8 protein-coding genes are annotated in these 15,506 nt (G+C 41.4%); 2 read left to right on the plus strand and 6 right to left on the minus strand.

What is annotated here, in order from left to right:
* The first annotated feature begins 148 nt into the window (after window positions 1–148).
* Both OK025_RS01665 and OK025_RS01670 read left to right on the plus strand, forming a co-directional pair.
* On the plus strand, window positions 149–490 hold the full coding sequence (locus OK025_RS01665; RefSeq protein WP_317668072.1) for a hypothetical protein: 342 nt from the start codon (window positions 149–151) through the stop codon (window positions 488–490).
* 539 nt (window positions 491–1,029) lie between these two features.
* A complete protein-coding gene (locus OK025_RS01670; RefSeq protein ID WP_112373557.1) occupies window positions 1,030–1,848 on the plus strand; it encodes a hypothetical protein in 819 nt (272 codons plus the stop codon).
* Window positions 1,849–2,157: 309 nt separating this feature from the next.
* Here the strand turns inward: OK025_RS01670 and OK025_RS01675 are convergent, their stop codons facing one another.
* From OK025_RS01675 to OK025_RS01700, 6 genes are all read right to left on the minus strand, one after another.
* A complete protein-coding gene (locus OK025_RS01675; protein WP_317668073.1) occupies window positions 2,158–3,723 on the minus strand; it encodes a DUF4832 domain-containing protein in 1,566 nt (521 codons plus the stop codon).
* A gap of 44 nt (window positions 3,724–3,767) precedes the next feature.
* Complete coding sequence (locus OK025_RS01680; protein ID WP_317668074.1) at window positions 3,768–4,982, minus strand: SusE domain-containing protein; 1,215 nt, start codon at window positions 4,980–4,982, stop codon at window positions 3,768–3,770.
* A 121-nt stretch (window positions 4,983–5,103) separates the two neighbouring features.
* Entirely contained in the window at window positions 5,104–6,744 is a 1,641-nt protein-coding gene (locus tag OK025_RS01685) for a RagB/SusD family nutrient uptake outer membrane protein (RefSeq protein ID WP_317668075.1), read from the minus strand.
* A gap of 16 nt (window positions 6,745–6,760) precedes the next feature.
* Complete coding sequence (locus tag OK025_RS01690) at window positions 6,761–9,757, minus strand: TonB-dependent receptor (RefSeq protein ID WP_317668076.1); 2,997 nt, start codon at window positions 9,755–9,757, stop codon at window positions 6,761–6,763.
* 434 nt (window positions 9,758–10,191) lie between these two features.
* Window positions 10,192–11,361: a glycosyl hydrolase family 28 protein gene (locus tag OK025_RS01695; RefSeq protein WP_317668077.1), complete on the minus strand. Its 1,170-nt coding sequence runs from the start codon at window positions 11,359–11,361 to the stop codon at window positions 10,192–10,194.
* 138 nt (window positions 11,362–11,499) lie between these two features.
* Entirely contained in the window at window positions 11,500–15,474 is a 3,975-nt protein-coding gene (locus tag OK025_RS01700; RefSeq protein WP_317668078.1) for a response regulator, read from the minus strand.
* Between the last annotated feature and the right edge of the window lie 32 nt (window positions 15,475–15,506).

A 15,506-nucleotide genomic window follows, 5' to 3' on the forward strand; every position in this document is an offset into this window, starting at 1 on the left:
ATATCAACCAAGTAAGCACGAATATTAGTTCAACTCTAACGAATACGAATCGCTGAGCCCAGTCAAATTTCTTGTGATTATTTTAGTATTAGAGAATTAAAACATGTCCAAAAGGCATGCATTATTTAACAAATAAAACTTAAAAACAATGAAAAAGTTCTTGATGAGTTTGGTAGCCGTAGCTGCGCTATCGACAGCGGCTTTTGCAGGAACTGACACAAAAGTATCCAAAGAAAATGCAGAAGTAAAAACAAGTACTTCGGCAGTAGCCGAAAACACCAACAAAGTGGAAGTTGCCGAATCAACAAAAGAAAGCAATGCAAAGTTTCTAAGAAAGTGTGTTTACACGCTAACAGTCTACAATAGTAGTGGCGAAGTGATTGATACCTTCACTTCGCAAACCTATGTTGAAAATTCCTGTTCAGGCTTCTTCGACAACTGCAGAACGATTTACAGACATATGCTTGCCCATGGTGAATTGGGAATATAGTCTGCAAATTATATTTCATTCGAATTATAATTACAAAAATTTTAGTGGGGCTTAGGCCCCGCTTTGCATAATACCTAAATCATTTCCTACAAATTCAAAAGTTGCCCCGCATGAATATTGTTAAAGGTTCCAGCCAATTACATTGTTTTATTTTGCTTCATTGAGGACCAAAACGACTTCAAATCGGCTGTTGTTCTTACTATACACAATGGCTGCAAGCTACCTTTCTTTTATAAAGAAAGGATCAACATAAAAATTGGCGCCGTACAGTGAAAATCCAATAGTCTTTAAAAACATCGGATGATGAAACAAAAAAGAGGAAACGATAAGAAACATAAAAATTACTATGCAGATAAACACTAAAACAAAGGGTTTGGTTGAACATCAGGCCCTTTTGACGTAAAAAAGCAACCAAGACTTAAGCCAGGATGACTAAAGCTCGAAGAACAGCGAAAACGAGCGTTAAAAAAAATACCGTACTAAGCAATAAAAATACTATTGCCATTGATTAACTTTAGTGAATATTAACAAATTCAAAAATGAATTACTATTTTACATTATTATTTTTAGTTGCTTTGCAGTACGTTAACGCACAGGAATCCTTTGTCTTTAAATACCTTCCTCAACCACAATTAAAGTACGAGACAACGGGTATATATCAAACCAAAGCAGCAGGCAAATTGGAGGGACTATTCCCCTTTACAATGAATCTGGAAGGAAATAATAAGGTCCAATCGACCACCTCTACAGGTGCAGAAGTCAAGCAGATAATTCCCTATAAGACAGAAATACTTTTTGTAGAGACTAGCATGAAATTTAACGAGCAAATAACTCCTTTAAAGGCTCCGCTAAGTGGCTCTACGATATATGGCTATTACGATGAAAATGGCAAAACAAAGATTGATTCGATCGTAAACAACACGCTAGATTCCCTGGAAAAACAACATTTAAAAACCGAAATGGAACAGAATCAGTTTGAAGATAAAACGCCAAATAAACCAATGAAAGTTGGTGATTCCGTTGAAAAAACAGAAACAGTGGCATTTCCAGTCTTAGGAGCAGATCAACAGGAATTTTTGGTAAAAACCAAATACACCCTACAAAAAATTGAAAATGGGACTGGCTATTTAGATGCTACGCAAACATTTCAATTAAAAAGTCCAAATGAGCAGATCGAAGTCCTACCCAACAGCAATGGTTCAGGAAAAGTCGAATTTAATATCAAACACACTTACGTAAGCAAAAAAGTAACAAGCGCTAATCTGTACCTCAAAGTCAAACAGGATGGATATGTCATGTCCTGTATAATTTCGTCAAATAACTCTGATATCACAACCGCCTCTTCACTGATACGATAGGCGGTCTAAATCATCTTGCAAACTAGATCAAAGTTTAATCGCTATTGTTTTTGTCAATTCTATTGAAGGTATAAAAAGAATACATTACAGAAACCATAACTTGTTTCCTCAAATTTCAGCTACATATAGGCCAATAACTCGCGACTTAGCATATAAAAATTAGATAATAAACCTACAAAGAGGGCGCAAGGATCATAAAAATTACTGTACAAGTACACACTAAAACAAAGGGCCTGATCAATTATCAGGCCCTTTTGACATAAAAAAACATCCGATGATTTCGCTTTTGATCGAGAGTCATCAAGAAATTTATTGTACTTGTACTTTCAATAGTTTTAACCATCCAGAATCAGTTATATCGCCATTTACGGCAAGCCTTATTCCCGGCTGATTTTCATTTGTTGTATCTACGATGGCAACGGCCCAGGTATAGTTTCCGGCAGGTACATCAACATTAGCTTTCAACTCGTATGCGACTGGATTATTCTTAAGCCAGGTGGAGGGCTCTCCTTTGTCATCAACAAATACTTTTTTCACTCTGTTTTCTTCATCCAGGAGTGCAAAAGCTACTTTATATTTATAATTCCACTGGGGAATATTGTTCGGAAAATATCCCCAGCCCATGTTCCGCCAGCGGTGGTTAATTGTCGTTTCTGTCCCCGAATTGACTTTCTCCGGTAAATAAACACGATCGGGATATAAACGATAGCCACCTTCAGAAATAAAACGCTGGCATAAGGTAAAAGATTTGGTGAACCAGCTTTCAATTTCACCGATACGGAAATCCATCATGTTTACAGCAGCTTCCAAGGAGCTGTCAAATTCGCCCTGCCGAACATCTTCGGGATGGTTTTGCCTATATTTACCGCTTGGATCAGTCCAGTAACGATGTGTACCAGTCGTAATCCAACCACCTTCCATAATAATCGGACGTTTAAAATTCCAGACCTTGGCAAAATTCTTCTCCCAGCTTTGATAATAATCGGTCATTCCAAAGGCATCCTGACGCAGGCTGTACCCTTTGTTGATCATCTTATTCAACAGCTTCTCTGAATTAGGATTGGGAGCTCCATTGCCCGCAGGGTCGCCAACTACGCGATGATAATTGATCAGCAAGGGCACTTTTGTAAAGTTTTTCGAATACACGTCCGAAATCCAATCAACGACTTCTTCTTTGATCACCTCAATGTTTTGGCCGGATGGATTATTAGGATCTTCGTAAATGACACTATGCCCTTCACCCCACAAGCCTAGTCCGTAGGCATCGACAAAGGAGGTTTTATTTAAATCATTAAAATCCTTCGCCAACTCTTCGATCAGCTTGCTATAATATTTCCTAAAAACAGGATCTTGCAGCACAGGTGTTTTTCTATCCGGAAAAGAAGCATTGGCAACATAATACTTGGCGCCTGCATCGAACACAAACTGCGGCGTATTTGCCCCTTGATCGCGGCCATCGACCACGATACGAAAGGCGATTGGCAATCCTTTATCTTGTGCCCCTTTGATCATTTTATAGATTGCCGTGCTGGGATCCCTCCAGGCATATACGCCATCTACAGGATTAAAAGTCCGCCAGCTGGTACGGATATAACAGGCAGATGCATAGTCAATTGCTTTGACCGTTTTACCTAAGTCAGGTACATAGAATTGGGTGTCCCAATAGGAAGGAGTCCCCGAAGCTGAAGCATACATAACCCAGCCGTTTAAAGGGTTACGAAACATGGAACTGCGGTTGTAGCTGGGTTTCACCAAGGTACCAGATAGTGCACTTTCACTATCGGCACCATCTTTCTTACATGAAACTGCTAGAAAGCAAAGCATAACAGCAATTGCTTTGAGGCAGGCTTTTTTATAGTTTGTATTGTTTTTCACTTTCAGAAATGTTAAAGTTAATTTATGCGCTTTTATACGACGGCTTACCGTTTTAACGCCAGAATTGTCATGTTCCTTAAATCAAAAATCAGCACATTGGTCGTCGCCGGAATGGTGAAATAAGAATTGCGGTTGGCGCCGACGGTACCGCCGCCCAATTCTGCTACTTTTCCTAAGGTAAGCGTCAGGGTCTGAGCCACACCTGCAGTTGTAGGCGGAGCACTAAAAGCATAAGCCAGATTTTTGTTATTACTGTTATCTCCGGTTACGATAAACTTCGTGGTCCCGACTTTACCGCCGGTATAGACTAAAACCTGCGGATCCGCCAAACTTACCTGACAATCCATCTTCACCGGAGTTCCCCAGCCATTAATGCTTCCGTGCATCCATAAATCGGTTACGGTAGTCGTATAAAGCTGGTCTCCTGTCCATGTCACGATTTTAGGAGCAAGTGCTTTCGCTGGCGAATAAATGGTTGCGGTCGCTTTTTGCATATTAACCACAACGCGATACTCGCCCGCAGTTGCTATTTTCCAGGAGAACACATTTTCTCTCATTTTAATGCCAACAGCATTTCCATCGTTTAGCTCACCGCTTCCATCGGCGGTTACGACATAATTGGTTTCACCGTTAAATTCGACCGGGATTTCGAGTTCACCAGGCTGTAAATTCAATACATAAGCATACTGATCCAGATTTTCCAATGTTTTTGGCATCTCCACCTTGCTCCCGCCAACGGCACTTCCGCTTAAAAACACTCTATCGGCATCAAAAACAACCGTTTTGATGGGGTTTACTGTAATTCTTACGGTCCGTACTTCGGGTGCCTCAAAAGTAGCGCCCCCCTCCCATTGTGCAACGACTCTAAATTCCAGTGTAAAGCTCTTATTTGCGGGTATGCCCCACTTTTCATTTGCCCAATTTTGTAATTGCTCAGAGGTAAAGCTTCTACTAAATACGTTATCGTCTTCATAGTTGAATATCGCTGTACCGGTACCAAAATTGTTTCCCACCACATCCAGCATCGTACTGTAGCTGACCAAATGATCATCTGATTGAACCCTAGCCGGCTTCCAGTTAAATGTGACAATATCTTTGGTCAAATTGACCTCGTCCAGCGTAATGTTTTCCGACGAAGGCTGAAGCTCCATCGTTTCATTGACTTTGGGTATATCCTGAATTTCCTGTTTGCAGGATAACTGGCAAAGCACCATGCATAAGAGAAATAAGGTTTTGTATAAATAATTGATAATTTTCATTGATTTATATTTTTGCTAATATTTTGGATAGAATCATACGTTTGACTCGCACAACTACTTTTTTCATCAGGTGGAAAGCTGCCGAAAATACGATCAGGATTCGGACAGCCTCCCATAAACATTAATTATAACCCGGATTCTGCGGGAACGGTGCACCTGTATTGGCATCCCTGATTACCTGTGGAATAGGCCACAGGATATTGTTGTCCGTGATTTTATCCTTTATCGCATTATTATATTTTTTGACCCGCTCCACCAAAGTATTGGTACGCACGAGGGTAAACCTTCTGCTTTCTTCACCAACTAATTCGCGGATACGCTCATCGAGCAGGAAATCCATATTCATCTGAGCGCCCGTAATTTCGGACGCTCCTGCCCTTTTCCGCACCTCATTGACGGCTTGGGCAGCTTTATCCGGCATATTTTGTCCCAGATAGGCTTCCGCAAGCAACAGATAAGTTTCGGCTAAACGGAATTTCATACGGTCTTTATAACTACCGGTCAAACTTAAATTTTCGGTACGCCCGTAAAAGAATTTTGTAATCGCCGGAAATAAGCTTTTTGTCGTAAACCAGGTCTGCTCGGTAATATTAGCTTTTTTGCCATATAGTGAAGCCTCGTTCGCATTGTTGTAATACCAGTTGCGTTTAATGTTATATCCTGAATTACGGATATCATTTACTTCGAAAATACCAGCGACATTGCCTGTAGCATTGGTACCTGTGGTACCTACCCACCACTTCATAGGCACTAATTGGGCAATACCACGACCACCCAATGTGTCGGCCAAAACAAATCCCGTAATCGTCGAATAGTTCGGTATCCAAGCCCTACGGGTCCAGTCATCCGAATTGGTACCGCCGCCAATGGTATTAAACTGGAACTGCAATACCCAGATACTTTCTTTATTGCCACTTTTTCTATTTTGGTTATTTTCCAGAAATAAATCGCTAAATACATCGCCCGGTTTGCTGCCATTTACGCCGTATCTGTTTTTCATCAGGTTATAATAACCACTATTGATGACCGCCAATGCTGCCTTTTCTGCTTCGGCATGATTGCCCTGCAACAGGTAGATTTCGCTCAGCAAATGACTTGCGGCCCATTTGGTCAACTTCCCTTCTTTGACGTCGTCCGGATTTGTAGGCAGGTTATCCACCGCAAACTTCAGGTCGTCTACCATGTGGCCGATGACTTCGGCCTTTGGTGTACGGGTAAAATTAAGCTGAAAATCATACAGAATAGTTTCCACATAGGGTACATCGCCATAGAGATAAACCAGAGTACGGTAAGCATAAGCCCGAAAAAAACGGGCTTCGGCCTGGAAGCGTGCTTTATCTTCCGGCGTGTCCCAATTGGTGTTTTTTTCGGAATAAACCAACATGAGGTTTGCCGATGAAATAAGATTATAAGCCCAGTTCCAGTAGGTTCCTACAAAACGCTCGGAGGCAGTCAATGTCAGATTGGCAAAAGCAGTCAATGAGCCATCGCTATTAATGGCATCGGCAATATCCGTAGATACCTGTAAGGCTTCGTATGGGCAGGCACCATTATGGATGAAGGCGCCCCCTTCGCCATAAGTATTGTATTCTGAACGTGTGAGTGCATACAAACCAGCACTCCCCACCTCGAAACCGTAGGTGCTGGTATAGGTATTGGAGGGGGCCAGCTCAGTTTTCAGTTCTTCCTCCAGAAACTTCTTACAGCCTCCTAAGGTAAACAATACGATAAGTACCAAACTTGTTGTGATAATATTTTTCATTTTCATGTCCATTCGATTAGAAGTTTACATTTAAGCCAAACATGTACGAACGTGCCGTCGGATAGGAGGCCATCCAGGTGTTGTCGTAATTGAGTACCTCTCTGATATTAGAAATAGTATTCAGATTGTTCACGCTAGCGTTTATATCAATACCATTTACACCTACCTTTTTAGCAATTTTGTGTGGTAATTTATAGCCAAAAGTGATGTTCTTCACCTGCACGTAGCTCACCTTTTTATAGTACCCGTGCCCTAATGGATTGAGATAACCGGGTGAAACAATCGTCGCATTGGGATTCTCCGGTGTCCAATAATTGGCATCGTGTACATAGTTGGTAATCCCGAAAGTCCAGGCCCCAAGATTGGCCATGTGATCATCGCGCCATACATCAAAAACCCCGGTAACCAACGCAGATGCATAAAAATTTTTGTAAGAAAACCGATTGGCTAAAGATGCTGTATAGCGTGGATTTTTAGATCCGATGACCACCCTGTCACTCGCTTCTATCTTGCCGTTACCATCGCGGTCGTACAGCTTGGCAGCTCCGGGTGCTGCCCCATCCACAGTAATGGTTTCCCCATTTTGCCATACACCGATCATTTTATAATCGTAGAATACTCGTAATGGCTTACCAATAAACCAGTTGTTGGCAATATCATCGATACCGTCCCCTCTCAACTCGACAATTTTGTCTCGGTTTAAGGAAAACACAGCGGTCGTATTCCATTGAAAATTTTCTCCTTTCACGTTCGTCGAGTTTAAGGTGACTTCAATACCTTTATTTTGGGTGGCGCCGATATTGTCCCAAATCCGGTTATACCCGTTCATGATAGGTACAGTGCGGGTCATCAGTAAATCTTTCGTTTTAGAGAGATAGGCATCGATAGTTCCTCCCAATCTGTTATTAAATAACTGAAAGTCCAGCCCCAGGTTGGTCGAATAGGTGGTTTCCCATTTCAGATTAGGGTTCCCCACACCATCACCGGCCAAATAGGCTGTCGTAACGGCAGTACCATCATCGCCCCAGATATATTTTACATTGGAGTATAAGCGGTCTAACGTGCGGTATGGTGTAATCGCCTGGTTACCGTTGGCACCATAAGAAAGGCGGATTTTCAGCATATCCAGCCATGTTACATGATCTTTTAAGAAGCTTTCCTCCCCGATTTGCCACGCCGCCGCTGCGACAGGAAAAAATGCGTATTTATTGTTGACACCAAATACAGACGCTCCATCTGTACGTCCTGTCAGGGTCAATAGATACTTGCCTTTGTAGGCATAATTTATTCTGCCCATGTATGACAGCATCGCAGATTCCGATAAGGAAGCGCTGTTGGAAACAAGACGGCTGGCCGAACCGATCATAAAGTATTCGGTATCGTCGGTTACAAAACCTGCACCGCTCTGGGCTGTTGACCAGCTTTTCGTTTTTTGCATACTGAATAAACCCGTCACATCAAAACGATGATCGCCGATCTGCCGCTCGTATTTGAGCAGGTTCTCCCAGGTATAATCGTTATAATTGGAATTGTTAATGGAAGCACTACCTCCGGCCTGCGCACCCTGATCCCTGCCTTCAAAAGTATTGCGCCCGTAATAGGTTCCAGTAAATCCGTTCCGATAATTATAACCAAAATTTGATCGTAAGGAAAGACCCTCTACCGGCAGCAAAATATTGGCATAGCCAGAAAGAAAGAAATTGTTATTATACCTATCCTGAATCGCATTGACGTTGCGCATCGGATTGACAATCAATGAATACTCCATGGGCTCGGGCACATACTTCCCCGATTCGTCTTTATAGCTCCCATAAGGACTTTGTTTTATGGCATGTTCCAAATTTGGCGTAATACCACCGTCGCTTTTCCGGGTATATTGCAGGCCAACACCCGTGGTTAACCATTTATTAAAAGTCTGATCCACATTTGTGGTAATATTTAAACGGGACAACTTAGAATTGTATACCACACCCTCTTGGTCCAAAGCTGCAAGGGCAGCCATATATTTTGTATTCTCTGTACCACCGGAAATGCTCAGCTGATGATCCATGGTCATGGCTTTTCGAAAGACGTAATCCTGCCAATTGTTCGTAATACCTTTCGCATAATTACCGCGCTCTGTTACGCTAATAATATCCCCGGCGATAGGATCTAATAGAGCTCCAGTATAGCCCTGCCTAATTCGGGCAATATCTTGTTGAAAGCGGATATACTCATTTGGTCCCATAACATTGATGCGTTGCATAGGCTCGGCCATACCGATCAAACCTTTATAGTTTACCTGAGCTCTACCCAGCGCTCCCCTTTTGGTTTGTATCAGAATAACCCCATTGGCCGCACGCGAGCCGTAGATGGCCGAAGCTGAAGCATCTTTTAAGATCGAAAGGTTTTCGACGTTGTTGGGATCGATATCTGCCAGGGATCCGCTGTAGGGAATACCATCCAAAATAATCAATGGACTATTGTTGGCCGATATCGAATTTTCACCCCGTATCAACAGGGTCTGTGATGCTCCCGGCGCAGCCTCGCCGGTCGTAATAGAGAAACCGGCAACCTGTCCCACCAAGCGATCCATCAGGTTTGAGGTAGATACCATGCTTAACTGCTCTTTTCCAACCACGGCCAAGCCTCCCGTTAAATCTTTCTTCTTGGCTGTACCATACCCTACAACCACAACCTGATCCAGTACATTATTTCCTGACATCTTCACATTGATGATTCCTGATGGATTGACCTTTAATTCCTGGTTATTGAAACCGATGTAGGTAAAAAGTAGCGTAGCCGTGCGTGGCGCCAGAATGGTATAACGGCCATTTGCATCTGTCTGAACACCGGTTTTCGCCCCTTTAATCATGACTGAAACACCCTTAAGTCCTTCTCCTGCATCATTGGTGACCTGACCTTTGACATTTAGTTGATCTGTTGCTTGCGAATAAGCATAATTAGTCGCCACTACCGATAGGGTAGCACTCATTATCCAGCTCCTGAGCCAGATATGTATCTTTTGTATCATTGATTTATAATGGTTAGTTTAAAATTTACTTGCGTTCTTTACTTTCCCTTTCTCGTAAAGAATATGAGTTTAAAATAGGTCTGCTTCAATAGGCTTGGATTTTAATTTAAATTTTGTGATACATAATATCTCATTGCTGCAAATGCATGCGCAATGCCGAGGGCAAGACTTCGTTTTCGTTCTTATTGACGAAACCTAAAATTCCGTTGCGCCTTGCTATCGATTTTTGTAAAGTTCGGATTACCCTGCGTGAGCCTAATCACCTGGTCGGGAGGAATTTTCATACACATATTTTGCTTTTTTAAAATTGGTTAAGACAAAACTATAATCATCAACAATTCGTAGGGTTCGTTTTTGTACGAAAATGGTTTGATTTTGTACAAAAGGCAAAAACATGTGTTTTTCGCTGTAAAATGGAGGTTAGGAGCGCTTTATTATTCGTTTTTTATACGCATTATTTGATCTAAGATAACAGTATCGCTTGGTTGCACATCGATAGCTTCACCCCGGCCTTTATAAATGATATCGCGGAAACTGGCCTGGGAGATACCTTTGGCTTTTATAGGTTGATGACTGATTAAATTTCGTACAAATAAACCCTGCACATGCTCGCCATACTCGACCACCAAACCTTGTTGTGCTAGCGGACTGATGACCATATTCTCGATAAAAACATGACTTATACGGAGTTTACCTACAGGCATAATCCGTATGGATCGGTGTGAAATTGAATAGAAGTCCTGCCAGTTCTGGAGATAAATAGTTGAGATGTTGTCGATTTCGCCCCTATAAATCGAACCACTTACCACATTTACATTTTCTTCACCCGCTCCCACTCCGGTATCTGTCAACCCGATATTAATAAAGTCGTCACCGCTTTTACCTTTGCAATTCGCAATAATAATATTTTTACAGCCAAAACGTATGCCCATGCCGTCTTGGTTCAAAATCTGTTTGTCTACTCCATCAACAGTTACTGCCTGCCTTACGTTAAAAGTAATATCGCTTACCTTACCGTTTGTACAGCGCTCCAATACCAGGCCGTGTCCATGATAATCCTTTAATGTTATGCCGCTAACCTCAAATACATCAATGTAAGCCAATATAATGGCGTGGTTACGCCATCCACCTTTCTGGTTCTCTCCGGGCTTACCTGCATCGGTACCATAAGATTGTCCAAATCCGCGGGGATTTAAGGACAAGATTTTATTATGGTCACCGGTAGCTCTGGGATGATCAGCTCCTTCTAAAAGAACATTTCCTTTTCCAATAATCCGGATATTCTTTGCGGGTGCTATATCTTTAATTGCCAGCCCTGAATTTGCCGAACGAATAAAATTATCCCGGCATTTATCCGATAGCTTAATGGTACAGTTATTCAATTCAAGTTCAAAATCGCCGGGAAGCAAAATGGCCTGATCAATGAGCCAGACACTTTTTTTCGTTACCGCATCGTATTTAGGGATAACAACTTTCCCAGTCGACTTTTTTGCTTCATTTATGGCTTTTTGTATACGTTCTGACTGGGAACCACTTTTGTATTTATTGGGGCTGATAGAAGTCTCATCTACCTTTTGGGTAACAGCCGCTGTCAGAAAAATCACGTTAAACAAGCAAAAGCAATATGTAAGCAGAAGCGTTTTTATAAAAATTGTCATTTTCATGATCATTAGGATTTCAAAAATATAGAATTGCCTTTCACCTATCTGAAAGGGTATATCGGTCAACTATTGGCTGTATTTTTATTTCTTTCCACTGGAAACCTTTTTCTTAAACTCTGAAGGGCTCAGTTCAAACTGTTTTTTGAAACAGACGCTAAAGTATTTGGCATTGTTAAACCCGGTTTGGTAAGCAACTTCCGCTATCGTCAAATCCGATTTTTCTAATAGATAAGCACTTCTTTTCAGCCGCATATTCAAAATAAATTCTTTGATGGACATTCCCACAATATCATGTATTTTTTGATAAAGGATGGTTCTGCCGACGTTCATATCAGCCACAAAATCTTCCACGGAATAACTGGCATTGTCAATATTTTCTTCAATGACCTGAATGGCCTTAATCAGCAGTTCCTCGTCCATGGAGGTGACGGTTACATTGGAGGGATCTACCTGAACGTGTTTGCTGTATTTTTCTTTTAGTTCCCGCTGATTTCTTAGAATGGTTTCCGTCTGTTGCAACAAATAGTCAACATGAAACGGTTTATCAATAAACACATTGGCGCCATATTCCAATGCTTTTATTTTATGCTGGTTGTCATCTCCCGTACCCGAAATCATAATAATAGGAATATGGCTAGTTTTAAAATTTTGTCTAAGGCTACGGCATACTTCCAAGCCGTTGCGATTTGGCATGATCAAATCGGTAATAATAAGTTGCGGATAAATTTTTTCGGCTTTAATTAAGCCCTCTTCCCCGTCACTCGCCGTGTACACATTATATTTTTCGGCCAGACGCTGCTCCAGATAGACTCGCAGCTGTTGGTCATCTTCAATGAGCAGGATATTATCTGTCTTTTTTATAGGGATCGATCCCGTTTCTGGGGCTGCAGTATCCTGCGTGATAATATCGTCGATTTCAGAAACGGTGTAATCATACACGTTAGGCTGCATGTCGCCTGCCCCGGCCTGTTTCCTTAACGGTAGTGAAATGGTAAATGAAATTTTATCGGTCTTATTGACCATCCATATTTTACCCTCAAGCACATCTACCAGTTCTTTCACAATAGCAAGTCCAAGTCCTGAACTTTCTTCAAAAGTTGGCCTATGAGAAGATAAGCGGTTAAAAGAAGTGTAAAGCGTCGCGATCTGTTCTTCAGAAAAACAATCACCGGTATTTATAACTTCAATGGAGATGTATTCGACTTCCGTCGGATTTAACGAAAGAAACCGTTCTTTTTCTTCTGCTGTTGCACTATAGATACGTACGCCCACATACCCATTATCTGGTGTATATTTTAGGGCATTGGAGAACAGATTAGTCAATATTTTTTCGATAACATCGTAATCAAAGGCAACATATAAATTGTCCTTGTATGCGGAAATATTGGTTTCAACACCTTTTTTATTGGCATAGAGCTCAAACAGGCCAAATATATCCCTAACAAAATTGATAAAATCACCAACCTGCGGATTGAGCGTAATTTTTTGGCTTTCTATTTCGCGAAAGCGCAGCAATTGGCTAATCATCCGCTGTATTCTGGATACATTTTTCTCTATTAAATCCATGTATACCAAAGCAGTATCGTTGGATACAATAGTATCTTTGAGTTGCTTAAGCGGCTGTAAAACCAAGGTTAGCGGTGTTTTTAAATCGTGTGAGATATTGGTAAAGAAGTCGGTACGCGCCTGGTTCAGCTCTTGCATATTCTGTTCTTTTAAACGCTCGAGTGCTAATCGCTCTTTAAACACTCTTTTATTGCTGTAATATCTCATTATGAAAAAGAGCAGAGCAGAAAAAAGTGCTGCATAGCAGCAATATGCCCACCAGGACAAGAAAAATGGTGGATCGACATGGATATATAATCGTGATATTTGATCGCCCCATAGCCCATCATTATTGGAAGCCTTGATTTCGAAGGTATAATCTCCGCCCGGAAGGTTGAGAAACTGTACAGATTTCTGATTGGCATGACTGATTTGCCAGTCTTCACCTAGCCCCAACATCCGGTAAGCGAACTGGTTCTTCTCTGCGGATAAATAACTATTTGCAGAAAACTTAATTTCTACATTAGACTGGCTACTGGAGAGCCTTATCTTGTCTTCTTTTCGATTGGAAAGACTACCAATGTCTTTCGTTAAAACTGATGAGCCATCCGCTGGTTTCACGAGTTTATTGTTGACCAGAAATCCTGTAAAAAAAACTTTCGGTTTTTGAAGATTTTTATTGAGGTACGCCGGATCGAAAAGTAGAAATCCATTGGTACCACCAAACAGCATTTCACCCCTGGAAGTTTTGTAAGCGGCATGAATATAAAATGAACCAATGTTATTTTCCTGATAAAATCTCGCTTTCTCAAATTTACTGGATTTCCAATTGAAACAAAAAAGACCATCACTGGTACTTAACCAGATATTTTTCGTGGCAACATCTTCTAATATGCCAAATACCATTTTTGCCGGGAATCCGTCTCTTACACTATAGTTGACATATGTCCCATCTCTTTTGAGTACATTTACGCCTTTACCCAATGTTCCCAACCATACTTCGCCATTTGAAGTCACTGTATAACTACACAGGTAATTTGCTGAATAGGAAGCATCTTTGAGCACGTAGTGCTTCAATATCTTTAACGTATGGGGATTTACAACAAAAAATCCCTGATGGCTAATTAAACAGAGCTGATCTTGGTTATTCACATACAATGCTTCGACTTCGAGGTTCAATTTTTTGCCCTGCGCATCAAGTATGCTCACCATCTCTATAGGACCTAGGGGCTTCTTTCGATATAAAAATGATTTATCGGGGTCTGTCATCCACCAGGTGCCTTCCTTATCGTTTACAAAATCATAAACGGTGAGTGGTTGCTGGCTCTCCGGAGAGCGGAAATTGAAACTGCTGAAATGCTGCTTGTCCACATCATAACTGCCGATACCGCCGTTATAGGCTGAAATCAACAGTTTTTTGCTCATTCGATCAAATTTCAGGCGTTTAATCATATGGGGACTCGACGAACTACCCTGCGATTTTTCTGGAGGGTTAAACTGATCTCTTTTTCTATTCCAGTAATTCAGGCTCCCCCCCTCGGTACCGATCCATATATTTTCCAGATGATCTTCCTGAAAACTACTGACTATGGGGTGATTGAGCCCCCCTGGACTGGGCTTGAAGTAACGTACTCGGGAATCGTAAAGCGAGCAATAAGCTATTTTACCCCCGTAAGTACCTATCCAGGCCCCTTGGTCCGGGTCTGGATAAATTGTCCATATCGAGTTATTCGGTAATGAATAAGCATCGTTCAAGTTCATTTGCAAGGTGCTGCTGCTTTCATTGGATGGATCATAAAGATACAGTCCAGCTTGCGTAGCCACCCAGATCACCCCGGTTTGGTCCAAATATAATTTTTTGGTTAACACGGATGAATTTCCCATAACGCTTACTGGTATCTTCTGTTTTAAGGTACCTGTTAAATCTGTTACATGGATTCCCCCTCGTTGTGTTAAAAAATAATATACCCCCCCGTACGCGATCGCATCGTTCACCTGATTTGTCGTACTACCAAAATCCGCAAACTGTATTAGGCGTTTTTTTGCCATTTCAACTTGATACACGACAGCGCCTTGGCTTAGAAACACCTGATCTTTAGCACTCAATATATTTTGGAAAGACTTGTTTTTCGGCAATAAAAAGCTTTCTGTCTGTTTATTTTGCGGATTATAGCGTAGTATGCTATTGTTTGATAGCATGTAAACCTGACCATCGCTATGTACACAAAGCGAACGGATCATTCCGGGAACCACGACATGAAAAGAAAACCGTTCGTAATCGAATTTTAATAAGCCTTGCCCCGAAGCTAGAAACAGATTTCCATTTTTATCCCGAATTAAAGAACCATAGCCCCATTTTTGCGCTGGTTTGATCGAAGAGACGATATCATTTAACTGATAAAAACTATTGCCATCGTACATGAAGAGCGCATCGGGTCCTGTGTACCAAATACGCCCTAAACTATCTTTTGCGATGCTTTGTATACCGCCATAATAGGAAGTTTCGGGCATCAAATGAAACCTATATCTCGAAAGATCGATGC

This window comes from Sphingobacterium sp. UGAL515B_05, assembly GCF_033097525.1.
Taxonomy (GTDB): Bacteria; Bacteroidota; Bacteroidia; order Sphingobacteriales; family Sphingobacteriaceae; genus Sphingobacterium.